Annotated in this window: 23 protein-coding genes; 11 read left to right on the forward strand and 12 right to left on the reverse strand. The window is 48.3% G+C overall.

Annotated elements, in window-relative coordinates; all coding sequences use genetic code 11:
• Positions 1 to 21: 21 nt before the first annotated feature.
• The 5 genes from OM95_RS09255 (at position 22) to OM95_RS09275 (ending at position 3768) form a co-directional block, all read left to right on the forward strand.
• A complete protein-coding gene (locus OM95_RS09255; protein WP_041872927.1) occupies positions 22 to 1164 on the forward strand; it encodes an EF-hand domain-containing protein in 1143 nt (380 codons plus the stop codon).
• Between the two features lie 160 nt (positions 1165 to 1324).
• Complete coding sequence (locus OM95_RS09260) at positions 1325 to 1747, forward strand: Hsp20/alpha crystallin family protein (RefSeq protein WP_041873161.1); 423 nt, start codon at positions 1325 to 1327, stop codon at positions 1745 to 1747.
• Positions 1748 to 1795: 48 nt separating this feature from the next.
• Positions 1796 to 3037 (forward strand): imidazolonepropionase, encoded by a 1242-nt coding sequence (gene hutI, locus OM95_RS09265; RefSeq protein ID WP_041872930.1) that lies wholly within the window; start codon positions 1796 to 1798, stop codon positions 3035 to 3037.
• 103 nt (positions 3038 to 3140) lie between these two features.
• On the forward strand, positions 3141 to 3572 hold the full coding sequence (locus OM95_RS09270) for a hypothetical protein (RefSeq protein WP_291515980.1): 432 nt from the start codon (positions 3141 to 3143) through the stop codon (positions 3570 to 3572).
• Positions 3573 to 3585: 13 nt separating this feature from the next.
• The gene (locus OM95_RS09275) at positions 3586 to 3768 is read left to right on the forward strand and encodes a hypothetical protein (protein ID WP_041872932.1); all 183 of its coding nucleotides are present in this window, start codon (positions 3586 to 3588) and stop codon (positions 3766 to 3768) included.
• A gap of 5 nt (positions 3769 to 3773) precedes the next feature.
• Here the strand turns inward: OM95_RS09275 and OM95_RS09280 are convergent, their stop codons facing one another.
• Positions 3774 to 4544: a lysophospholipid acyltransferase family protein gene (locus tag OM95_RS09280; RefSeq protein ID WP_041872934.1), complete on the reverse strand. Its 771-nt coding sequence runs from the start codon at positions 4542 to 4544 to the stop codon at positions 3774 to 3776.
• Positions 4545 to 4580: 36 nt separating this feature from the next.
• Here OM95_RS09280 and glpK point away from each other — a divergent pair, with 36 nt between their 5' ends.
• From glpK to OM95_RS09295, 3 genes are all read left to right on the forward strand, one after another.
• Positions 4581 to 6065 carry a glycerol kinase GlpK gene (gene glpK, locus OM95_RS09285; RefSeq protein ID WP_291515982.1) on the forward strand — a complete coding sequence of 495 codons (1485 nt, stop codon included), beginning with the start codon at positions 4581 to 4583 and terminating at the stop codon, positions 6063 to 6065.
• The gene (locus tag OM95_RS09290; protein WP_041872936.1) at positions 6065 to 6781 is read left to right on the forward strand and encodes a PilZ domain-containing protein; all 717 of its coding nucleotides are present in this window, start codon (positions 6065 to 6067) and stop codon (positions 6779 to 6781) included. Before glpK ends, OM95_RS09290 begins: the two co-directional genes overlap by 1 nt.
• 84 nt (positions 6782 to 6865) lie before the next feature.
• On the forward strand, positions 6866 to 7603 hold the full coding sequence (locus OM95_RS09295; protein ID WP_041872939.1) for a beta-sandwich domain-containing protein: 738 nt from the start codon (positions 6866 to 6868) through the stop codon (positions 7601 to 7603).
• Positions 7604 to 7705: 102 nt separating this feature from the next.
• Here the strand turns inward: OM95_RS09295 and OM95_RS09300 are convergent, their stop codons facing one another.
• The 3 genes from OM95_RS09300 to radA form a co-directional block, all read right to left on the reverse strand.
• Complete coding sequence (locus tag OM95_RS09300) at positions 7706 to 8071, reverse strand: hypothetical protein (protein ID WP_041872942.1); 366 nt, start codon at positions 8069 to 8071, stop codon at positions 7706 to 7708.
• An 87-nt stretch (positions 8072 to 8158) separates the two neighbouring features.
• Positions 8159 to 8551 (reverse strand): cyclic nucleotide-binding domain-containing protein, encoded by a 393-nt coding sequence (locus tag OM95_RS09305; RefSeq protein ID WP_041872945.1) that lies wholly within the window; start codon positions 8549 to 8551, stop codon positions 8159 to 8161.
• Positions 8552 to 8564: 13 nt separating this feature from the next.
• The gene (gene radA, locus OM95_RS09310; RefSeq protein ID WP_041872947.1) at positions 8565 to 9956 is read right to left on the reverse strand and encodes a DNA repair protein RadA; all 1392 of its coding nucleotides are present in this window, start codon (positions 9954 to 9956) and stop codon (positions 8565 to 8567) included.
• 46 nt (positions 9957 to 10002) lie between these two features.
• On the opposite strand from radA, the gene OM95_RS09315 reads away from it, so the two are divergent.
• The 3 genes from OM95_RS09315 to OM95_RS09325 all read left to right on the forward strand — a co-directional run bounded on the left by OM95_RS09315 (position 10003) and on the right by OM95_RS09325 (position 14122).
• Entirely contained in the window at positions 10003 to 12372 is a 2370-nt protein-coding gene (locus tag OM95_RS09315) for a transglycosylase SLT domain-containing protein (protein WP_041872949.1), read from the forward strand.
• 83 nt (positions 12373 to 12455) lie between these two features.
• Positions 12456 to 13301: an ABC transporter permease gene (locus OM95_RS09320; RefSeq protein ID WP_291515985.1), complete on the forward strand. Its 846-nt coding sequence runs from the start codon at positions 12456 to 12458 to the stop codon at positions 13299 to 13301.
• Positions 13298 to 14122 (forward strand): ABC transporter permease, encoded by an 825-nt coding sequence (locus tag OM95_RS09325; RefSeq protein WP_041872953.1) that lies wholly within the window; start codon positions 13298 to 13300, stop codon positions 14120 to 14122. Before OM95_RS09320 ends, OM95_RS09325 begins: the two co-directional genes overlap by 4 nt.
• A 10-nt stretch (positions 14123 to 14132) precedes the next feature.
• On the opposite strand, the gene OM95_RS09330 is transcribed toward OM95_RS09325, so the two are convergent.
• The 8 genes from OM95_RS09330 to OM95_RS09365 form a co-directional block, all read right to left on the reverse strand.
• Positions 14133 to 15593: an amidase gene (locus OM95_RS09330; protein WP_041872956.1), complete on the reverse strand. Its 1461-nt coding sequence runs from the start codon at positions 15591 to 15593 to the stop codon at positions 14133 to 14135.
• A 41-nt stretch (positions 15594 to 15634) separates the two neighbouring features.
• Positions 15635 to 16735: a redox-regulated ATPase YchF gene (gene ychF, locus OM95_RS09335; RefSeq protein WP_041872958.1), complete on the reverse strand. Its 1101-nt coding sequence runs from the start codon at positions 16733 to 16735 to the stop codon at positions 15635 to 15637.
• Positions 16736 to 16778: 43 nt separating this feature from the next.
• The gene (gene pth, locus OM95_RS09340) at positions 16779 to 17342 is read right to left on the reverse strand and encodes an aminoacyl-tRNA hydrolase (protein WP_041872961.1); all 564 of its coding nucleotides are present in this window, start codon (positions 17340 to 17342) and stop codon (positions 16779 to 16781) included.
• Between the two features lie 76 nt (positions 17343 to 17418).
• Entirely contained in the window at positions 17419 to 18066 is a 648-nt protein-coding gene (locus OM95_RS09345; protein ID WP_041872963.1) for a 50S ribosomal protein L25, read from the reverse strand.
• 123 nt (positions 18067 to 18189) lie between these two features.
• Entirely contained in the window at positions 18190 to 19137 is a 948-nt protein-coding gene (locus OM95_RS09350; RefSeq protein WP_041872965.1) for a ribose-phosphate pyrophosphokinase, read from the reverse strand.
• A gap of 238 nt (positions 19138 to 19375) precedes the next feature.
• Positions 19376 to 19969: an RdgB/HAM1 family non-canonical purine NTP pyrophosphatase gene (gene rdgB / locus OM95_RS09355; protein WP_041872968.1), complete on the reverse strand. Its 594-nt coding sequence runs from the start codon at positions 19967 to 19969 to the stop codon at positions 19376 to 19378.
• A gap of 1 nt (position 19970) precedes the next feature.
• A complete protein-coding gene (gene rph, locus OM95_RS09360; RefSeq protein ID WP_041872971.1) occupies positions 19971 to 20702 on the reverse strand; it encodes a ribonuclease PH in 732 nt (243 codons plus the stop codon).
• A gap of 25 nt (positions 20703 to 20727) precedes the next feature.
• On the reverse strand, positions 20728 to 21513 hold the full coding sequence (locus OM95_RS09365) for an N-acetylmuramoyl-L-alanine amidase (RefSeq protein ID WP_041872973.1): 786 nt from the start codon (positions 21511 to 21513) through the stop codon (positions 20728 to 20730).
• Between the last annotated feature and the right edge of the window lie 44 nt (positions 21514 to 21557).

The raw sequence follows: 21557 nt of genomic DNA on the forward strand, positions 1-21557 counted from the left end.
GGGGAAAACAAGGGGGCTTGTATGTTTCTTAGAAGATGGCTATCGCTGCCACTTTTGTTCGGCATCGGGGTTTACGCACAGGCGGAACAACAACCCGCAGCCGTGAATTCCGGCGTCGGTGGTACAGCGGGATTTCAAGGTGTCGTGCTTTCGGGGCAAGTAACCCGGGCAGCACAAAACTCAATCACAGTGAATATTACGAATACGTGTTTCGGGACGAACCTGCGTTCGGTGTCCAATCCGATCGCCAGAAACGCGACCGTCGAATTGAATCTGGCAATTAATGACAAAGGGACGGTGAAACAGTACTTTGTTAGATATCCATCGGACGTGGTTTCCAAAGCGGGGAATGACACGGTTGTGGCTCTGACCGGGGAAAATGTAACCTCGGGGGTTGTCGCCTCTTATGCGGGAAACAGCGTGCGCATGGTGATCCCGGTGACAGTGACAAGCATGGTCGATGAAGAGGGAAATATCAGTGAGGACTTCGATGTGAAGTTGCACGGAACCTCGTTCACGCAAAAATTTGCGCCGCATGCAGGCCAGCAGTACATGGGAACTAACGGTCCTCTGTCAGCCAGTGTCTATACCAGTGCTTCCAAAGACGGACGTCAGTACAATGTGTCCGCGTTCTTTCCTGGGGAAAACGGCTACTGTGGCGGCTATTATTCGCCACTGATGGTGTTCTTTGATGATCAGCGCCCACGCTTTGAAGGGAAGTCTCAATTCCCATTGAATCCTTCGGGCAAAACGTCTTGGCCAGAAGCCAAAGCTCCCGGAGCCTTCGTGGCTTTGGATCGTGATGGCGATAAAAAAATCACCAAAGCGGACGAGTTGTTCGGTAATGAAGGTGAAAAATTCAAGAATGGTTTTGAAGCTCTGAAAGAGCTCGATTCCAACGGCGACGGCGTGATTGATAAAAACGACAAAGACTTCGCCAAGCTTCTTTTGTGGTTCGATAAAAACGGAGATGGCAAGTCACAGGCATCAGAGCTGGTGCCGTTAAAATCCCGTATTAAATCCATTTCTTTGCAATACGATGAAAGTGCAAAAACGCCGTTCGGTGCGCGAGCTGAAGCTCGGGAAAGAAGTACTTTTGTCTTTATTGAAAAAGGAAAAGAGAAGCAGGGATCTATTGTCGATGTGTGGTTCTCGCCAGAATAAATTCTGATCGCAAATTCCCAATTAAAACGGCGCTTAGAAAGCGCCGTTTCTATTTGTCCCTCATCAGTCTTTAACTTTTAACAGAAACGTCGGCGTTCTGTTGACGCCTTTGATGAGCGTTCGATAATCAGAGTCCAATATCAAAGGAGGACTTATGCCGATGCGTTCACTCTCACCTTGGAGTCAGCGTTCGCAAAGAGATTTGGTCAGTCAACTGGAAGAATTCATGAACGAGTTTGATCGTTTTCCCGCAACTCGGGGGATGGCGGATTTTTCGCCAGCTGTCGACATGGAAGATAAGAATGACATGTATCTTGTGACCGTGGATTTGCCGGGAATGAAGAAAGATCAGATCAAAATCGATTTAAATGACAATATCCTGACAATTTCTGGAGAGCGCAAACGCGAAACTAAAGAAGAGGGCAAATACACGGAAAGATCTTATGGCCGTTTTATGCGCAGTTTTACTTTGCCCTCGATGGTGAGTGCGGAAAAGATTGAAGCTCGTTTTGAAGACGGTGTTTTGCACATTAATCTTCCCAAAGCGGAAAGCTCAAAAGGCCGCAGTATCAAGATTATGTAGTCCGATTGTTTTTACTTGATCCTTGATGCCCATGTGTTTGAATGAATCATGGGCATTCTTTTAAAAAATATTTCCACACTTCTGACCTTGCAGGGCGCCGCCATGAAAGGCGGGCGTCACGTGCAGGAAGAAGATCTTAGTATTCTGTCCAATGCGTCTGTGCTTATGGAAAAAGATCGCATTGCCTGGGTCGGTCCTCATAAAAAACTGCCGAAGCAGTGGGCGCAAAAGAAAAACATAAAAGAATTCGACATGAAGGGGTTGACTGTTCTTCCCGGATTTGTTGAATGCCACACTCATTTGATTTTCGCCGGGGATCGGGCCGCAGAATTTGAAATGCGCAATCAGGGCGTCAGTTATCAGGAAATCGCCGCTCGCGGGGGCGGGATTCTTTCCACCATGAAGAAAACGCGTTCGGCGAAACTCATCGAGCTTGCGAAGCAAGGGCAGGCACGGGCAAATCATTTTATTTCTCAGGGTGTAACCACTGTCGAGATCAAGTCCGGTTATGCATTGAATCTTAAAGATGAACTGAAGATGCTTGAAGCCGCACAAAGTATTAAAAATTTGCGCACAGTTTGTACCTTTTTGGGGGCTCACGCGTTGCCGCCGGAATTCAAAACCTATGAAGAGTATCTGAGCTTCCTGGGTGAAAAAGTATTGCCGGTCGTAAAAAAAAGAAAGCTGGCGCGCCGGGTGGATGTCTTTATTGAAAAAGGTTTTTTTCCAAAGGCCGAATCTGAAGTGTATTTGCGGAAAGCGCAAGAGATGGGATTTGAAATTCTGATTCACGCGGATCAAATGTCTCTCAGTGGCGGCAGCGACGTCGCCGTGCGTTTGGGGGCTTTATCCGGAGACCACCTTTTGCAAGTCACGGAAAAAGAAATTCAATCTTTGGCGAAGTCGGAAGTGACTTGTGTTCTGTTACCGGCGGCAGATCTTTATACAAAAACAAATTATCCTCGGGCGCGCGAGATGATTGCCGCGGGGGCGCGGGTGGCACTGGCGACGGATTTTAATCCCGGAACCTCGCCCACGCAGGATTTGAACTTGGTAGGACTGTTAGCGCGCTTGGAAATGAAGATGACCCTGCCCGAGGTCCTCGGAGCTTACACCGTGGGGGCGGCCCATGCGTTGAACCTGCAACAAGAGGTGGGCTCAATTGAAGTGGGTAAGTCTGCTGATATTTTATGCACTGAAAGAGACTGGCAAACCCTTTTCTACAGTATAGGGGAGGCCTCTAAGAAGGCGGTTTTTTCGAGAGGAAAGAGGGTTTTTAATAGTCTTTAATTAATCTGCTGCGTCAGAAAATTTAAGATTCTTAAAATTTCCTTTGAATAAACATGGTATTTCTTCCTAGTCTTGAGCTGTGTCGTGGGAGGGGAACTACAACATGAGATCGTCATATACCACTTTAATGCAGTCGAAGTATTTTAATCCTGCGTTTAACAGTGCCATCTTTGATGGTCCCGTTCGCATTTACTTTGCGCAGTTTCACGAAGCTCTGGCTTTGAAGATTTATTTCTTAATCCAGCAAAAGTTGAGCGCGGAAATGACCAAAGCCAAGGAAATTTCCAAAGCTTCTGGCGCAAATATTCTTCTGATGGTTTATCCCACGGTGGACAGCTTCCTTCTTTCTTTTGAAAATGCCGGCGCAAAACCAGGCCCTTTGGAAGTGGAAAAGTGGCACGATGACGTCGTTATAGGACTGCGCGGTCCTATCGAGGACGAAAACCTGGATCTTTTGGTAGAAACTCTTCGTCTCACAATGGAAAACTGGCGTCCAGCTATGCCAGCCCCTGCTTTAGGTCTTGCGGAAGTGTGATACTATTTAAGACATGAATAAACGTGGTCAAATCGTGGTGGAGTACGTGCTCCTCCTCACCATCGCCGTCGGACTCTCTGCCTTGCTGATTAAGCAACTGGCCAGCCGTAACGCTGACGAACCCGGCATCCTTGTCTCAAAGTGGCACAATATTCTAAGGGTGGTCGCTGAAGACGTGCCCGATAAGCGTAAATAAAAAAACTAAAGAAAGGGATTTCCACGTTTGGAAAGCTCTTGCTGAATGGCTTCCTGCATTTTTTCCTGAATGTCCTGGGCGATTTCATGCACCAGTTCTGTGTCATCCACTGCGTTGGGCTTGTAAGGCAGATAAATCGGCTCCAAAAAATGAATGCGCCATTTCGCAGGCAAAGGAACAATATTCAATGGCAGCGGAATGACACTGCCTTTTAAGAATTTGGTGAACTTCAATTTCTTTAAATTAATATGTGTTTCTTCCGCTCCCAAAATGATCGCAGGAACGATCGGGCACTGACTTTCCAAAGCCATGCGGACAAATCCGCGCTTAAACTCTTGAAGCTGATAGCGCTCGGTGGTGGGTTTGAAGTTTCCTTGTTCACCCTCAGGAAAAAGCACGATGGCATTTCCTTTTTTTAGAGCATTAAGGCCATTTTCAAAAGTCGCTTCGGTAAAGCCCATTTTCTGAGCGGGAATCGCAGTTGTTTCCGTTAAAAACCAAAAGTGATGGGTGAGGACGCGAGGGACCCGGCGAGCTTCTTGTTGCACGATATGGCCCAAAAGAAAGGCATCAAAGCCGGTGTAGCCGGAATGGTTCGGTGCGATTATGACGGGTCCGCGGCGAGGAATATTTTCCGCACCGGTGATTTCTAAGCGAAAGTATTTACGCAGAATTTCCAGAAGGAATCTGGGCAGCACACGAAAAATCAAAGTGTCCCGGTCAAGGTTCCGAAGACCAAAAATTTTTTCGTTGGGTTTCTGCAAGAAATTCTTCATGATGTAGTAACGTCCATCTGAACTTTTGGGGTGTATATGTCTTCTTCTTTTATCATGGCGATCGACCAAGGTACAACCAGCTCTCGGACTTGTATAATCAATCAAGCCGGAGGTCTTGTCGCAGAGGCCCGTGAAACATTCAAGCAGATTTTTCCTAAGCCGGGGTGGGTGGAACACGACCCTGAGGACATTTGGTACTCTACGCAAAGATCCATGCGAATGGCTTTAGAGAAGGCCGGGATCAAAGGATCGCAAATTCAGGCGATCGGCATTACCAACCAACGTGAAACCGTCATGCTGTGGGATGCTAAAACCAAAAAAGCTCTGCATAATGCGATTGTTTGGCAGTGCCGTCGCACGCAGGAAATCTGCGAACGCCTAAAGAAGGCTAAAAAAGAAAAAATGATCACCGCAAAAACGGGATTGGTTTTAGACCCTTATTTTTCTGCCACCAAGATTCAATGGCTTTTGAAGAACGTCCCTAACGCCAAAAAGAAGGCGCGTGAAGGCCACGTTTTAGCGGGCACTGTGGATACGTTTCTTTTGTGGAAGCTGACCAATGGTCAATCTCACAAAACGGATGTCAGCAACGCCTCTCGCACGATGTTGATGAATATTCACATGGGCTGGTGGGATGATGACTTGCTAAAGCTTTTTGGTGTGCCACCGGGAATTCTTCCCGAGATCTGTCCTTCGAATGCTGATTTTGGGCGTACGCAAGGCTTGGGTTTTCTGCCCGACGGAATTCCTATAACAGGAATTCTTGGCGATCAGCAGGCGGCCCTTTTCGGTCAGACTTGTTTTGATGTGGGCGATTCGAAGTGCACATTTGGAACAGGCAGCTTCCTTTTGCTTAATACGGGAACGAAGGCCGTGAAGTCGAAGAACAAACTTTTAACGACCATCGCCTGGAAACTGAAAAACGGAGACCTGGTCTATGCTCTTGAAGGCGGAGCCTTCGTATGCGGAGCCGCCGTTCAGTGGCTGCGCGACGGACTCGGATTGTTTCAACACTCATCCGATATCGAAGCTTTGGCAAAAACCGTCGAGGACACCCAGGGCGTGGAGTTTGTTCCCGCTTTGACGGGGTTAGGCGCGCCTCACTGGCGTCCTGAAGCCCGTGGTGTGATCAGTGGCCTGACGCGTGGAACGACCAAAGCCCACGTTGCCCGGGCGACGTTAGAAGCGATGGCTTTGCAGAATGTCGATATTCTGGTGACGATGCAAAAAGACCTGGGCAAAAAAATTCGCAGTGTGCGCGTTGATGGCGGAGCCGCGGCCAACGATCTGCTGATGCAAATACAAGCGGACTATTGCGGCGTGAATGTGGTTCGTCCACAAAACCTGGAAACAACCGCTTTAGGAGCGGCTTTCATTGCCGGGCTGGGGGCGGGAATATGGAAAGATTTAAAAGAGATTCGTCGGGTCTGGAAGACTAACAAGGAATTCAAAGTGAAGATGACGGCGGGGGCGCGCAAAGCGCGTCTGCACCGTTGGGCAAAGGCTTTGGAGAAAGTTTAATGAACTCGTCGAATCCAAATGCTCCGCAGATGATCTTTAAAAAGGTAGCGCTTTCGGAAAAGAAAATGCTTTTTCGCGAAGTGGCTCACGATAAGTTGCAGGTGGCGGTGAAAGGATCTTCGCAGGAAGAACTTTTTCATTTAATCGCCGTGCAGACGGAAAAAGACGAGGCCTTGTTGTGTCATCATACTGCGGACTCGAAAAGTATTACGACGGCGCAAAAGTGTGTGGTGAACTTCGCCTTTAATAACGAACGCTATTTCATTCAAACGGAACTATATTTTGAAGCGGGTTGGGCCGTATTAAAAATTGATGGTGACTTGTTTCAGCTGCAAAGACGGGCCAATGCACGCCTTGATTTACCAGAAAAGTACGATGCTCTTTTTATCCTGACTAAAGCCGTCGGTAAGTCTTTATTTTTAGATTGCCGAGTCAAAGACATCAGCGCTGGTGGCATTAAGATTGAGCTTCCCCAGACGGCCCCGGAAGTAAAAATCGGGGACATCTTAAAAGGAAATTTAAGATTGGGCGCTCGCCGTGCGATCGAGTTCGAAGTGGAAGTGCGTTTTGTCCAGAAGAAGGAACATGGTGGCGGATTGACCACGCAAATCGCCGGAGTGCAATTTCTTCACGTCGACACTCTTCTAGAAGGGCGTCTTTTAAGTTTAGTGATGGATTTGCAACGCGAAATTTTCCTGAAATACCCTAAAAAGTAGGCGCCGACGACTTGGGTTGGTGTCATCTTGTCCGGCACGAATCTTGGAATAAGGCCTCCTTGTCTGTTTCAACAAGGAGTTTTTATGAAACCACTTTTAACAAGTCTTTTAGTCTCCGCAGTTCTTTTCCAGGCTCCGGTGGCATTCTCTCAAGATCGCGGCGGCCGCGACAATCATGGCCCCGTACGCCCTGGTGACAGTCGTCCTGGTGACCGCGGTGATCGAAATGATCGCGATAACGACCGCGTCGAAAGAGATCGTCGCGATCGTGAAGAACGTGATCGCCGTGAGCGTGAAGAGCGTGATCGTCGTGAAAGAGAAGAACGTGGCCGTGGTCGCTACAATCCGCCACCGCGCCATGGGCACAACCCTCCGCCAAGATACCCGGATTACCCGCGCAATCCAACTTATCCAAACTATCCGACGTACCCGAACTATCCTTCTTACCCAACACCGCCGTCATCTTATGACAACAGTGTTTATTTCTCTGATATCACTCGTCGCAGTGGTGGTGAATGGGTGCGCGTCAGCTTCAGCTATCCTGCGTATGTCGACTATGTTCGTGCGAGTGTTTCGAACGCGTCCATCCTGGTTCACGAGGCTGTTTTGCATACAGAAAGTGGTCGCCAATTGGTTCTTCGTAATTTGGCTTCTCAGATGTTGTATCCCGGAAACTCATACACATCTGAATACATCACGGCCGGTGAGCGCATCGTAGCTATCGATCTTCGTTTAGAATCATACGGTAATTATGGTGATATTCGTTTGACGGTGACCTCTGGAAGCGGAACACCGCAAATCCGTGCGGAGCGCTTTCCCTAGGCCACTCTGGATTGATTAAAAATAAAAAAAGCCCCAAGTTTTCTTGGGGCTTTTTTTTGTTCAAAGTCTATCTGTTGCAGAGTTCTTATTTACGAAGGCCCGTTAATTTCCAGAGCATTGACGGACCCGCACTTCTGCGGCTTGCGTACCTTCATCAAGAATAAGTTCAACGGCACACTTCTGAGAAAGCTCACGAGCATTGATCCGTCCTTGATCGCAAGCTTCCAAGGATTTGAAGAAAAAAGTTTTTCCATCCAGATCCTGATAGCGGCTATCGACGAAGAGGACCTGCGGGGCCTCGGCGTGGCAAAAGACCGTTCCAAAAGCGTTCCCATCTTTCGCATAAAGCCGGTCTACTAGGGTCGTAATGCGTTTAGATTGAGCGACACGGAATGAGCGTTCCGCAGAGTGCCCAGGAAGGGAGCTGAAAAGGCTCAAAATAGTCACAAAAACGGCTAGAGTGCGCATAAGAACTCCTTTGATTTGAGATGATAGTCACACTTCAAGTTCCAAGCCAAAAAGCCCACGCTGACCTTTGTTAAAAGGCGGTAACGGTTACTCCCGTTTTTTAAACTGTTCCAGCTCCCGCATTTTTTCGGTCATATTCTGCAGGCGGTCCACAAAGGACTTCAACATGCACTCGGCCCAAGTGGGAAGCTCTTCCAAAAGCTGTTGAAAGCCCTCTTCGGAAACTTTGACCAAGACGACGTCCGTGACCGCTTGAGCCGACGCACTTCGCGGCATTTTAGAAATCAAAGCAAACTCGCCAAAAGACTCTCCGTCGACAATATCCGCGATGGGAATGCGTGTTCCCATCTGATCTTTAGTGAAAATACTGACGACGCCAGTTTCGACGATGTAAAAATGATTTTCGATGTCGCCTTCGAAGAAAATATAATCTCCAGGCTTGTAGCTTTCTTTCTGAATGGCACTCATGGCGTCTGTCATTGTGGCAACCTCTTTAGATGAGTTTACTCAAATCTTGAACATTTCGTATAAAAGAAATTTTCTTATCTTTAGAAAGTTTTAGATCCGCAAGATGGCGTTTGTTCGAATAAGGGATAACAAAATGTTGGAAACCTAATTTGTCGCCCTCTTTAATGCGATTTTCAACGAAAGATACGCCACGCACTTCGCCGGTTAAACCGATCTCGCCAAAGAAGCAAGTCTTCGCATCTAGATCACGACGGCCTTCGGTGGAAAGAATCGCGGCTGCCACGGCCAAGTCTGCCGCCGGCTCCACAAGTTTCAAACCACCCACAACATTGATAAAAATGTCGTTGTGACCTAAGCGAATATCCAGATGGCGATCTAAAACCGCCGTTAAAAGATGTAGACGGTTCACATCAATACCCAAAGCCGTGCGACGTGGCATCGCCATGGGACTGGAAAGAGTCAGCGCTTGCACTTCGCACAGCAAAGGGCGGGTTCCTTCCATCGAGGCAAAGACTGCCGAACCGATCAATTGGTTGCCTCGTTCCTCCAGAAAAAGTTCTGAAGGATTGGAGACTTCTTCCAAACCTTTTTGATTCATTTGAAAGACACCCAATTCCTGAGCGGCGCCGAAGCGATTCTTCAGGGCGCGCAACAGGCGGAAGTTGTAGGAAGCATCACCATCAAAAGAAAGCACGCAGTCCACCATGTGCTCTAGCACTTTGGGACCGGCGATATTGCCATCTTTCGTCACGTGACCAATCAGGATCACGGTGATGCCATCTTGCTTCGCTAATCCCATCAAATGACCTGCACACTCTCGCACTTGCGAAACGGAGCCGGGAGCGGCCTGCAAATCCGGAAGATACATCGTCTGAATCGAGTCTACGACTAGAACATCCGGTTTTTTATGACGAGCGAGTTCCATGATGCTATGAAGATTGCTTTCGCAACCGATCTCAATGAGCGGGGAGCGAATGCCCAAGCGATGAGCACGCGATCCGGTTTGCGAAACGCTTTCTTCGCCCGAGATGTAAAGAATCTTGTTCTTGTTTTTGGCAAGGCCGCCGGCCATTTGCAGCAGCAAAGTGGATTTTCCAATCCCCGGCGAGCCGCCCAAAAGGACGAAGCTGCCACGGGCTAAGCCGCCGCCTAAAACGCGGTTCAGCTCTTCATAGCCCGTATCAAAACGATCCAATTTGATTTCCTCAAGACTTTGGTCTAGGGAGACTGGCTTCGTCGAAGCGGAGCCTTTTTCAGATGTTCCTGTAGACCAACCGCGAGTTTTAACCTCGGGAAGCTGCAATTCTTCGACATAGGAGTTCCACGCGCCGCAGTCAGAGCATTTCCCTTCCCACCTTGGTCGTTGGGCCCCACAATTTTGACAGGTATAGATACTTTTCGCCTTCGATTTTGCCATAGATATTCGGTATCATTATTGGATGAGAGATACAAGGACTGTACATATGAAGATTGCACATACGTGCTTAGCTGTTTCTTTGTTCGTGGGCTCCATGGCCGGAGCGCAAACACCCAAATCCGATTTAGAATCTTTTAAAAAGGCGTTGGAACAGTTCCGTTCCTCGAAATACGAAGAAGCCATCTCTGGTTTCGAAGGTATTTTAAAAGAAAAGACCACGTTGGAAGAATACGCGCGTTTTTATTTAGCGCAGTCGTTCATGAAATCTAACAAGTTGGATCAAGCCGAAGGGGAGCTTAAAAAAATCCTGGAACTCTCGCCGAATGTAAAGATGTCCATTGAGGCGTCGAATCTTTTGGGCCAAGTGGCTTTGGAAAAAAAGAATTTCAAGTTAGCCAGCAACTATTTCGTCAAACTCGAAAAAAGAACGCGCAACACGGAAGACTATCCGGATGTGATTTACAATTTGGCAGTGGCTGAAAAAGGTCTGACTCGTCACGGTCAGATGTGTAAATGGTTGGTGAAATTATACGAGCGTTATCCCGCATATTCCAAAGTTCAGGATTGGAGTGTCGATCTTTCCAAAAATGAATTTGAAGGCAAACCCACGGACTGTAACGTGACGACGGAAGACTTCCGGACACGCGTTCGCTATCTTTTGTGGTCGGGACTGGATCAAAAAGCCCAAGGCGAAATCAATATCATGAAAGAAAAGTTGGCCAAGACAGATAAATATCTGGCTGACAAACTGCAAGCGCAGTTCTTCCTGCAAGAAGGGGAAGTGAACAAAGCCGTTGATATTTTAAAGCCTTACTACGAAGCGAATAAAAGAAACTTCGACTACTTGATTCTTTTCGCCTCGGCGTCAGCGCGGGCCGGAGAAGTGCAATTGGCTGTGGGATCTTATTACTCGGCCTATAAACTCAGTCCTCGTTCGAAAACAGGTCGTCAGGCGCTTTATCAGTCCGCCTTCTTAAGCTATCAGTTTCAGGACTATGACGGCGCCGCGCGCCGTTTTCAAGAGTTCATGAAAGTGTATCCGAAATCAGGTTTGAACAGAGATGCACAATGGCATCTGGCTTGGCTGCAATACCTTAAGGGTGACTACCAAGGCTCTTACAAAGCCTTTTCGAAATTGAATACTTTGAAAAGTAAAAATAGAAGAGCTTGGAAGGCTTTCCCGCAAGACCGTTTGGACTACTGGATGGCAATGAGTCTTTTCCGCCAAGGGAAAGTGGATCAGGCCAAGGAAATCATGGAGGAGTTGTCGAATGATCCTTTAATGGGTTATTACTCTATCGCAGCTCAAGCCCGTTTAAAGAAGATGTCCGAGATCAAAACTCCGAAGTTGGCGGTATCCCCCTTACCCACGCAGCCGCGGGTGATTTCTCGTTTTTCAGCCAGTGAATTCCTCATGCCGACAAACGCTGAAGACTATCGCGGGGATGAAAGCGAGTCGGAAGAAAATCTGGTTCTGACTCAATATTCCGCTGATGACGAAAAGAGTGAAGACGAAGAAGCCGATGCGGTTGACAACCCGGATTTGAAATCTGTGGAGGTTGTCACGGATGAGGCCCTTCCGGATGTCAGCGGCGAAAAAGTTACGACCTTCTCAAATCCCGCTTTGATGAAACGTTTTGAGCGTGCTCGCGATATGATGATCTTGGGTGAGTACGAGTGGGCTCGCTGGGACTTGTATGACATCGAAAGAAAGACGTCCAACCGCGAATACTTGCGAACTCTGATGAGTGAATACAATACGGCCGGACACTTCAACCGTTCCTCTTATATCGCGCAGATCAACTTTGGCGGTCAAAGAGCGGCACACGGCATGGACGGCATTCGTTATCTTTGGGAGTTCGCTTATCCACGCGCCTACAGTGAATTTGTCGAAAGATACACCAAGAAGTTCTCAGTACCAGAAGAACTGGTTTGGGGAATCATGCGGGCAGAGACCAACTACCGCCGCGATGCGATTTCCCCGGTAGGAGCTTTGGGCTTGATGCAGGTCATGCCTTTCACCGGCCACAAAGTCGCGGTTCTTTTGGGCGAAAAAGAGTTCAAAGCGCCTTTGTTATTGCAACCTGAAACCTCTGTTAAAGTGGGCTCTCGGTATCTAAAACGTTTGATGGATCGTTTCGAAAATGCGATTCCTTTGGTCGCGGCAGGTTACAATGCCGGACCTCATCGGGTTAAAAACTGGTTGGCTAGTTTTGGCAATTTGGAAACTGACGAATTCATCGAACACATTCCGTTTTTAGAAACACGCAACTACGTGAAGCGCGTGGTTTCCAACGCTTATATTTATTCTAACTTGTACGGCAACAAAAAAGATCTTTTCCCTTACATGGCGGGATCTGTGCCAGCGAAACACATGGCCGATCTTGCAGGAAAAGAAAATTGGGATGACATTTGACGGCTTACGTTTTTCAGTACGTTTTTAAAAAAATATTTGAAATTATAGCGTCGCTAGTGGTCCTAGCGGCGCTAACGTTTTTTTTGCTAAAAGCCTTGCCCGGCGGACCTTTCGACGAAGAAACGGCCTTGAATCCTGTCGTCAAAGAAAAACTGCAAGAACATTGGAAGGTCGATCAGTCATGGGTGGGGCAGGCCACCTCCTATATTTCTTCAGTGGCGCAAGGGGACTTGGGTGTTTCAATGACTCGTCCCGAACGCACGGTGACGGAGATTATTTCCCAAGGCGTGGCCAATACTTTGACGTTGAATGCCTTGGCTCTGGTTTTTATTTTGACGGGGGCCTTCGCCATTTCTTTAGTGGCCGTTCGATGCAAAGACACGTGGGTTGAGCACCTGATTGACCAGTCTGTGATCGCATTTCTATCTTTACCCAGCCTTTTCTGGGGGCCACTATTAATTTATTTTTTCGGCTTCTATTGGAATGTGTTCCCCGTGGCATTTTTGACAGGCCCGTCGCACTATGTGTTACCACTTTTGACGTTGTGCCTGCGTCCCTTGGCGGTTTTGATTCGTCTGTTGAAAAATTCGCTCAACGAAAATCTGCAACAAGATTACGTGCGCACGGCGCGCGCTAAGGGCGTGAAAGTTTGGAACATCCTTTTTCACCATGTTCTTAAAAACTCTTTGATTCCTTTTTTAAGTTACGTCGGCCCGTTGATCGTGTCTTTGCTTTCAGGTTCCTTTCTGGTGGAAGTCCTTTTTGCTGTGCCGGGATTAGGAACCGAATTTATCTCGGCCTTGAATGACCGCGACTACACTTTGATTGTCGGCCTGACGTTGTTTTATGGCACGCTGCTGGTTTTAGTGAACTCGCTGATTGATGTCTTAATTAAAATTGCCGATCCGCGCTTAAGGGAGGAGGCATGAAGAAGCTTCTTCTGATTTTCGCGATCAGTTTTCTTCTGGTTTTGATGTTCCTGACAGTGTGTTACCCCTGGCTGGGGTTGGGAACGGGGTTAGAACAAAATGTCGAAAACATCCTGCTTCCCGCCAGCAAAGACCATCTTTTCGGAACAGACACCTTGGGCCGCGAGCTTCTTTCCCGGGTTCTTCTTGGGGGCAGAATTTCACTTCTGGTGGGGCTGGCCTGTTCGGTGCTGTCCTTTCTTTTTGGTTTTACTTATGGGGCCGTTGCCGGATGGTTTGAAGGAATCACAGATCGTGTGTTGATGCGTTTCTTGGATATTCTGATGGCGATTCCCAGTTTCATTCTGGTTTCTATTTTGTGCATGAGTCTGCAAGTGGCCTTGCCTTTTGAGGACATCTTTATCAAGGCACTGTTTTCTTTGTGTCTGGGGATTTCTGCAACCCACTGGATGAGCTTAGCCCGAGTCACGCGCGGCATGGTTTTGGAAATTAAACGAAAGCCCTTCGTTGAAGCGGCCGTAGCTTTGGGCGGCACCAGGACCCACATTCTTTTGCGCCATCTTCTGCCTAATATGCTGGGCACGTTGCTCATTTTAATGGCCCTTCAGATTCCCACAAATATTCTGTACGAAAGTTTCATGAGCTTCATCGGCTTAGGCATTCATCCCCCTTACACAAGCTGGGGGATTCTGGTGCGTGAAGGCTGGAAAACTCTTTCAAGTTTTCCACACCTCATTCTGTATCCTTCGCTGATTCTGTTTTTAACAGTCTGGAGCTTTCACATCATCCTCGATGCGCTAAAAACCAAATTCCGTCTTTAAGACTTCGGCTTTATCTTGGCGGTTGCCAGCCACCGAAGGTGCTTTCAATGAACTCAGCACAAGATAAAGTCAGATGATCTTGCATGTGGCGGGCGACGATTTGGATGCCCAAAGGAAGACCTTCATCATTCAGTCCTGTCGGCGTGCACGTCGCCGGATGTCCGGTCGTTACAAAGATCGCGGTATAGATGAAATCAAAAGGGGACCACAGCGGAGCACGATGTTTGGGCGCCACGCGCGGATGGGGTGGCAATAACAAAATCCCTTCTTCACCGAGCAACTCATCAAGGTCCTCTTTCATTTGCGCCAAGGCCTTCATATCATCGGCAAAGTCTTGGCCGCCGATATTTAGCTTTTCCCCCAAAGAGACAAGAAGGTTGGGGAAAGTGTAATCTCCGCGTCCCAAAGCGACTTTAAGCAGCTCTTTTCCGATGGAAAGCTCTTTTTGCGGTCCCATCAAGGTTTCATAAAGATGTCTGTTCTTGGAACTCTTCAAGGCCGAGAACCAAAGGTTGGTGGCGTGCACGAAAAAGCGAGGGTCAAGTTCTTGAACATCTGCACCCAATTCGGAAAATAACTTGCCACAATTTCGGACCACTTGTGCCAGCTCGTAGTCTGTCGAACGGGCGCGGTGAAATATCGGCTCAGGGCAAATTAATATTTTTCTTCCCGCCCACTCTTGGGTGCGTTCCTGCAAAACCGGTTTTTCCATGGTGTGAGGATCGAGTCCGTCAGCGCCCATCATCACTTGGAGCATCGGGTAAAGATCGCTGGCTTTACGACTCATGGGTCCCATTGAGGTGTAAGGATATTTCTCTTCGCTCAGTCCTAAAAGCTCTTCCCTCTCAAAAGGAAAGTGCCCGGTGAGCGGCACCATTTTACGAGAAGGCTTGTGGCCTGAAACTCCGCAGAAGAAGGCAGGCATACGAATGCTGCCACCAATATCGCTGCCAAGACCCATGGGGGTGGCGCCGGCACCTAACAGAGCCCCTTCGCCACCACTACTGCCGCCGCAAGTGCGAGTCACATCGTAGGGGTTGTTGGTACGGCCATAGACAGGATTGAAGGTCTCAAACCAAAATCCCAGTTCGGGCACATTGGTTGTACCTACGGGAATAGCGCCGGCATCTTTCATCCGCGCAACAACGGTTGCATCCCAATCTAAAACCAGGTCGCGCTTATGAATACTGCCGCCCGTGCGTCGCATGCCCTTATAGGCAAACATTTCTTTCACGGTAAAAGGAACTCCAAAGAAGACGGGAAGGTTGGTGTTGTCCTGAGCCACCCGTTCATCTTGTTCTTGCGCGAGTTTGCGAGCGCGTTCGTAATCTTTTTCTACCATCGCATTTAAAGCTGGGTTCACCGCTTCGATGCGCGCAATATGTGCTTCTAAAACTTCAGAGGGTTTGACTTCACGACGAGCCACTTTCGCGGCGATTTCCAAAGCAGAAAGTTTCAGCAATTCATTCATAAACTAAAAAGGGGCCTTGCGGGCCCCTCTCCTAAAAGATGTTAAACGTTGAAGCGGAAGAATAAGATGTCGCCGTCTTTCACGACGTACTCTTTTCCTTCCAGGCGATATTTGCCGGCTTCTTTAACGGCTTGTTCGGACTTGTAGTTGAACAGATCTTCACAGTGATAAGTCTCGGCACGGATGAAACCTTTTTCAAAGTCCGTGTGAATGACACCCGCCGCTTGCGGCGCCTTAGTGCCGGCACGGATTGTCCATGCACGAACTTCTTTTTCTCCGGCCGTGAAGTAAGTTTGTAGTCCCAATAAAGAGTAAGCTTCACGGATCAAACGGTTCAAGCCGGGCTCTTCGGCATTCATCGCTTCAAGGAAGTCTTTACGTTCTTCTGGTGGCAGAAGAGCGATTTCGGCTTCCATCGCCGAACAGATCAAGATGGTTTTATTGTTTTCTTCCGCCGCACGTTTTTCGACGGATTTTGTCCAGTCATTTCCGCCAGCCGCAAAATCTGTGTCTGACACGTTCATTGCGTAAAGAACCGGTTTAGCCGTCAATAAGTGCATTTCACGCAAGATCGGCGCTTCAAGATCATCGACAGTCACCGAACGCGCGGGAAGACCTTTGCCCAAGGCCTCTTGCACACGTTTCGCAACTTCGACTTCCATTTTCAATTTTTTATCGGTCGAGTTCTTTGCTTGTTTTTCAATACGTTGAAGACGTTTTTCAACAGAGTCTAAATCCGCAAGCAAAAGTTCCGTATTGATAATTTCAATGTCACGAAGTGGATCGACCGATCCTGCCACGTGAACAATGTTTGGATCGTCAAAACAACGAACCACGTGAACGATCGCATCAGTTTGACGGATGTGGGAAAGAAATTGATTTCCCAAACCTTCACCTTGCGAGGCGCCCTTAACGATACCTGCGATATCCACGAACTCCATGGTCGTTGGAATCACTTTCTGAGGTTTAATGAATGTTGTGATTTTATCCATACGAGGATCTGGAACTGTGACCACACCCACGTTTGGATCAATTGTACAGAAAGGGTAGTTCGCCGCTTCCGCTTTTGCTGAAGTTAACGCATTGAAAAGCGTACTTTTACCCACGTTGGGCAGACCAACGATACCAACCTGTAAAGCCATGAAAACCTCATTTTTCGAGAGTCAAAAATCAACTGACTCTAGCTTAACCGTTGAATTTTGTCGAAGCTTTTTGAACTCCATCAAGGATAATGCTTTCGATCGCATCCAGCCCGCGATTCAGAAAGTCGGGGAGTTTGTCGAACTCCTCTTTTGTGAATTTCCCTAGGACATGGTCAGGGACGGGGATGTGGGGGTTTTCAGGGCGTCCCACGCCCATTTTCAGACGTACGTAGTCAGCCGATCCCAACAGTCCAGAGACGCTCTTGATACCGTTGTGGCCGCCGTGCCCACGATTTTTGTGAATGCGGATGGCATTGAAAGGAATATCGATTTCATCGTGAATGACGATCAGGTGATCCAGTGGGATTTTATAGAACCCCATCAAGGGTTGAACTGATTCCCCGGAAAGATTCATATAAGTCTGAGGCTTGCAGAAAAGAAGCTGATGGTCTTTCCATTTCACCTGGGCAACTTCGGCTTTAAATTGATTTTTGATAGGGGGATTTCCCACGCCTTGCAGAAAGTAATCAACGGCCATAAAGCCGATGTTATGACGAGTGAGTTTGTATTCGCCGCCGGGATTTCCTAAACCAACAATCAACCACATAGACAAGATTCCTCAAAAACAAAAGGCAGCTCGGGTGAGCTGCCTTTGTGGTGTTTTACTAAAACGCTGAAGCGAATTATTTTTTCGCAGCAGGAGCTTTTGCAGCAGCAGGTGTCGCAGCAGCTGGAGCAGCAGCCGGAGCCGCAGCTGGAGTAGCAGCAACTTCTTCTTCTTGAGCGTTTACAACTACGATAGTTTGTTCTGCGCCAGTGATAATTTTCACAGAGCCAGAAACTTGCAAGTCAGAAACGTGAAGAGCGTCACCTACGCCCAAGTTAGAGATATCAGCAGTGATGAACTCTGGGATATCTGTAGGCAATACTTCAACCTCAACAGAACGAAGAACAACGTTCAACAAACCGCCTTCAGATAGACCGATTGGTTTACCTTCAAGACGAACTTCAACGTTAACGCGAACAGCTTTCTTAAGATCCAACGCGAAGAAGTCAACGTGTTGAGGGCGGCGAGAAAGTGGGTGTACGTCTACTGATTTAACAAGAACAACGATACCGTTGGCTTTTTTGTCTTCAGATTTCAAAGTGAAAAGAGCATTCTCGTAAGCACGAGTGTTGTATTTCACGATTTCTTTTTCACCAACTGATACGTTGATAGGTTCTACAGCTCCGTAGATAACTGCAGGTACGTTGCGAGAGTTGCGAAGTGCGCGGCTGTTGTGTTTACCAGTCTCACGAGTTCCAACAGCAAGTTCAATTCTGTTTTTCATTTTGTCTTCCTTCTAGTCCAATAGAGGATTGTTGTTAATTTTACTCCGGTTAACCCGGAGTAAGTTTTAAAATCTATTTCAGCCTACGCGCTGTGCAGCGCTTCGGCACCGTGGCCTTTCGGCCTAATCAAACAAAGAACTGACGGAGTCGTTGCCGTGAATTCTCTTAATTGCTTCCGCTAAAACCGGTGCAACTGAGACCACTTCAATTTTTCCACAGTTTTTCGCCGCTTCAGACAGCGGGATCGTGTCAGTAACCCATACTTTTTCAATAGGGCTTTCTTTCAAACGATTGATCGCGGGACCCGATAAAACGGGGTGTGTAGCAACGGCGAACACACGTTTTGCCCCATTTTTCAGAAGGCTGTCAACTGCTTGTGTAAGAGTTCCAGCCGTATCAATCATATCGTCCACGATAACGGCCGTTTTGCCAGTGACGTCCCCGATAAGATGCAGGGCTTTGGCCTCATTAGGGCCGGAACGGCGTTTATCAATGATCGCCATCGAGGATTCGATGCGTTTTGCGAAGGCGCGGGTTCTTTCGACCCCGCCGGCATCTGGACTCACTGCGACAAACTCGGTCCCTTGGCCGTAGGCGTCTCTCCAGGCGCGAGCCAAAGTCGGAATGGCGAACAAGTGGTCCACAGGAACGTTAAAGAAGCCCTGAATCTGGGCCGCATGCAAGTCGACGGAAACAACCCGGTCCGCGCCGGCGGTGGTAATCAGATCAGCCATCAGTTTCGCCGAAATGGGAGCGCGCGGGGCGACCTTGCGGTCCTGGCGGGCATACCCATAATACGGGATGACGGCGGTGATGGAGGCGGCAGAGGCTCGGCGTAAAGCATCGAGCATCACGAACAGCTCCATGTAGTTCTGATTCACGGGTGGGCAGGTACTTTGGACAACGAATACATGTTGTCCCCGTACGCTTTCGTGAATTTCGACTTGGATTTCCCCATCGGCAAAGGTGCTGACTTCACAGTAACCGAGCTCTACTCCAGCAGCTTCGGCCACCTTTTTTGCCAGGGTCGGATTGGCATTGGCGGTAAAGATTTTTAGGCCCTTCATCACTCGTAGTCTCCTGAGTGTTAAATGGTTTTCAGAACGGTAGCAAAGGCCCGGGGGGTTGTCCACTTTTTCGCAGAAGGCAAAAGGATTTTCCCTCTGAAAGCGCATTTAATTATGCTGATAAAATCGGCATCGAAGCGTCAGAGGGATGAGATGGAAAAAATTACGGAGTTCGAAGGCGCAAGCCAGGGTGAAGGGGGCTTTCGCGAGGGCGGCAACCTTCACCGACTAGTCGGAAAGGTTACATCTTTTGTAGGCGCTCTAAGAAAGCTTTTGTCGCCTGAGCCCGGTGCGAGTGCTGCGCTTTAAACCCCGCGCCCAGTTCCGCCAAAGTCTGCGTCTGGCCTTCGGGAATAAAAACGGGGTCATAGCCAAAGCCATGCAGTCCCGCAGGTTTTGCTGCGATGGTGCCCTTCATTTCGCCTGTGAAAATCCATTCTTCGCCTGTCGGTGTATAAACGACCGTTGTACATACGAATTTGGCATTTTTATTAGGCATGGGCTTTAAAGTGATCATTTTTAAAAGCTTTGCCACATTTTCGCTGTCCGAAGCTTTGGGGCCCGCGTATCGTGCCGAGTGAATTCCCGGAAGTCCGTTCAAGCCCTCAACCACAAGGCCCGCGTCTTCCCCAAGCACCCACACATTGTTTTTCACCGCGCGCAAAGTTTTGGCTTTGATGCGTGCATTGTCCTCAAAAGTTTTTCCGTCTTCAGGACGGGGAGTGAAAGAGGGGATATCACCCTGTGAAAAAATCTTTAGTTCCGCGATTTCGCGCAGAAGCTGTTTGTATTCGGCCAATTTTCCCTTATTGCCAGTCGCAATCCACAGTTCCATTTTATCGTCCTGCCAAGCGGTAGATTTCATTTACGACAGAAGCTTGGTGAATGAAAAGTTCACGACAGCCTTTTTCCGCCACATCCATCATTGTAAAAAGTTGCTCGCGCGAAAAGGGTGTGTGTTCGGCGGTGCCCTGAACTTCGACGAAGTGACCTTTGTCAGTCATCACGAAGTTCATGTCCGTGCCAATGGCCGAATCTTCATCGTAATTCAGATCCAGAAAAACATTGTTGTTATGAAGTCCCACACTGATCGCCGAGACATAATTGATCAAAGGAAAAGTTTTAATCTCGCTGACGTCCACTAGCTTTTTACAAGCCAAAGCCAGCGCGACAAAGCCGCCGGTGACAGAAGCTGTGCGTGTTCCGCCGTCAGCATTTAAAACGTCACAGTCGACGATGATCTGTTTTTCACCCAGAAGTTTTAAATCTACAGCCGCGCGCAAAGAACGGCCGATCAGACGAGAGATTTCTTGTGTGCGTCCGCCCGTCATGGATTTTTCACGCTTGATGCGCGTGTGGGTCGAGCGGGGCAACATTCCATATTCTGCGGTCACCCAGCCAGCGCCGGTTCCCATCAGCCATTGCGGAGCTTTGGATTCGTAAGTGGCGGTGCAAAGAACTTTGGTTTTTCCAAACTCGACAATGCAAGAGCCTTCGGCATATTCAGAGACATGAGGAGTGATTTTAACTTGTCTTAATTGATCAAAAAGACGGCCGTCGGCGCGCATGAATAACCTCCAGGTGGGAATGGGGCTAATCTAATGTCTTCGCTGTGCGATTGTCCATCTTTTCTTTGTAAGAGAGCAGGGCGCTGTAGATTTTTTGCGCAAGATCGCTCTGATATTCCGAGGTCAAAAGCCTTTTTGCTTCACGAGGATTCGTCAAAAATCCGATCTCAATCAAAACGGAAGGCATCGATGTTTTTGAAATGACATAGAAGGGGGCCTGCTTGATGGTCGCGTGTGTAGCGCTGCTGTCGGAGTTCCACACTTGCGTCAGAGTTTTCGTTAAATGCAGACTGCTTTCCATGCGGTTCTGACGTTGCAAGTCCTCGACGATGGCGGCGACGTCGCCTTTTTTGGAAAGTTCGTCTCCGCCGGAAATACTGTGCAGTTCTTTGCTGTTCAGAACCATCTGATTTTCCTGACTTGCCAGGAAAAGACTTTCTTCATCCGGAGGAAGATTGTTTTGGAAAAAGAATTCAACGCCTTTGGCGCGTTGATCAGAGGCCGCGTTCGCGTGCAGGCTGACGAATAGATCAGCCTTGGCGTCTTCCGCCATTTTAACTCGCGACGGTAAGCTTAAGTTACGATCGTTATTGCGAGTGATGCTGACTTTGAAAGCGGTGTTTTTTTCAAGATGGCTTTTAAGTCTTTGCGCAACCTTCAAGACCAAATCAGCTTCTTTGGCCGGACCATGAACTGCGCCGGTGTCGACGCCGCCATGGCCGGGATCAATCATGATGTGCAGAGCTGACGCCGGCAGGCCCCAAGCGATAAGCGCCAAAGCAACGAGCTTTCTGGTTTTGCATAGATTCATTTTTTTAGAATAGAAAAGCGTCTGAATCCTGTCGAGTCCGTGCC

This window comes from Bdellovibrio sp. ArHS, assembly GCF_000786105.1.
GTDB lineage: Bacteria > Bdellovibrionota > Bdellovibrionia > Bdellovibrionales > Bdellovibrionaceae > Bdellovibrio.

Coding starts and splice junctions, on each gene's coding strand:
- OM95_RS09255 (WP_041872927.1), top strand. CDS start 22: ATGTTTCTTAGAAGATGGCTATCGCTGCCACTTTTGTTCGGCATCGGG.
- OM95_RS09260 (WP_041873161.1), top strand. CDS start 1,325: ATGCGTTCACTCTCACCTTGGAGTCAGCGTTCGCAAAGAGATTTGGTC.
- hutI (WP_041872930.1), top strand. CDS start 1,796: ATGGGCATTCTTTTAAAAAATATTTCCACACTTCTGACCTTGCAGGGC.
- OM95_RS09270 (WP_291515980.1), top strand. CDS start 3,141: ATGAGATCGTCATATACCACTTTAATGCAGTCGAAGTATTTTAATCCT.
- OM95_RS09275 (WP_041872932.1), top strand. CDS start 3,586: ATGAATAAACGTGGTCAAATCGTGGTGGAGTACGTGCTCCTCCTCACC.
- OM95_RS09280 (WP_041872934.1), bottom strand. CDS start 4,544: ATGAAGAATTTCTTGCAGAAACCCAACGAAAAAATTTTTGGTCTTCGG.
- glpK (WP_291515982.1), top strand. CDS start 4,581: ATGTCTTCTTCTTTTATCATGGCGATCGACCAAGGTACAACCAGCTCT.
- OM95_RS09290 (WP_041872936.1), top strand. CDS start 6,065: ATGAACTCGTCGAATCCAAATGCTCCGCAGATGATCTTTAAAAAGGTA.
- OM95_RS09295 (WP_041872939.1), top strand. CDS start 6,866: ATGAAACCACTTTTAACAAGTCTTTTAGTCTCCGCAGTTCTTTTCCAG.
- OM95_RS09300 (WP_041872942.1), bottom strand. CDS start 8,071: ATGCGCACTCTAGCCGTTTTTGTGACTATTTTGAGCCTTTTCAGCTCC.
- OM95_RS09305 (WP_041872945.1), bottom strand. CDS start 8,551: ATGACAGACGCCATGAGTGCCATTCAGAAAGAAAGCTACAAGCCTGGA.
- radA (WP_041872947.1), bottom strand. CDS start 9,956: ATGGCAAAATCGAAGGCGAAAAGTATCTATACCTGTCAAAATTGTGGG.
- OM95_RS09315 (WP_041872949.1), top strand. CDS start 10,003: ATGAAGATTGCACATACGTGCTTAGCTGTTTCTTTGTTCGTGGGCTCC.
- OM95_RS09325 (WP_041872953.1), top strand. CDS start 13,298: ATGAAGAAGCTTCTTCTGATTTTCGCGATCAGTTTTCTTCTGGTTTTG.
- OM95_RS09330 (WP_041872956.1), bottom strand. CDS start 15,593: ATGAATGAATTGCTGAAACTTTCTGCTTTGGAAATCGCCGCGAAAGTG.
- ychF (WP_041872958.1), bottom strand. CDS start 16,735: ATGGCTTTACAGGTTGGTATCGTTGGTCTGCCCAACGTGGGTAAAAGT.
- pth (WP_041872961.1), bottom strand. CDS start 17,342: ATGTGGTTGATTGTTGGTTTAGGAAATCCCGGCGGCGAATACAAACTC.
- OM95_RS09345 (WP_041872963.1), bottom strand. CDS start 18,066: ATGAAAAACAGAATTGAACTTGCTGTTGGAACTCGTGAGACTGGTAAA.
- rdgB (WP_041872968.1), bottom strand. CDS start 19,969: ATGGAACTGTGGATTGCGACTGGCAATAAGGGAAAATTGGCCGAATAC.
- rph (WP_041872971.1), bottom strand. CDS start 20,702: ATGCGCGCCGACGGCCGTCTTTTTGATCAATTAAGACAAGTTAAAATC.
- OM95_RS09365 (WP_041872973.1), bottom strand. CDS start 21,513: ATGAATCTATGCAAAACCAGAAAGCTCGTTGCTTTGGCGCTTATCGCT.